Source organism: Mesorhizobium sp. M2E.F.Ca.ET.209.01.1.1 (genome assembly GCF_004010375.2).
Lineage (GTDB): Bacteria > Pseudomonadota > Alphaproteobacteria > Rhizobiales > Rhizobiaceae > Mesorhizobium.
The window spans coordinates 1-336 of sequence record NZ_SADP02000665.1 but is presented as its reverse complement, the minus strand read 5'-3'; the positions used below and the strand labels follow the sequence as shown (position 1 = coordinate 336).

Here is a 336-nt window from a genome sequence, read left to right as displayed (position 1 = left end):
GGGCACCATCTCCGGTTCGGGCGTCGCCAATGTGGTGGCAAGCGGCCAGTTCACCATTCCGCTGATGAAACGCTTCGGCTTCCGTTCCGCCTTTGCCGGCGCCGTCGAGGCGACCTCGTCGATGGGCGGCCAGATCATGCCGCCAGTGATGGGCGCGGTCGCCTTCATCATGGCCGAGACGCTCAACATTCCCTATGCCGAGGTGGTAAAGGCCGCGATCATCCCGGCGCTGTTCTATTTCGGCGCCTGTTTCTGGCAGGTGCACCTGGAGGCCGGCAAGGCCGGCCTGCACGGCATGGCCAAGGCGGAGCTCCCCAATCCCTGGGAGGCGGTGCG

The 336-nt window shown here is 66.1% G+C and carries 1 protein-coding gene; it reads left to right on the top strand.

Going from position 1 to position 336, the window contains the following annotated elements:
* On the top strand, window positions 1–336 hold a 336-nt coding region (locus tag EN852_RS37355; RefSeq protein WP_135879802.1), incomplete at both ends, for a TRAP transporter large permease subunit.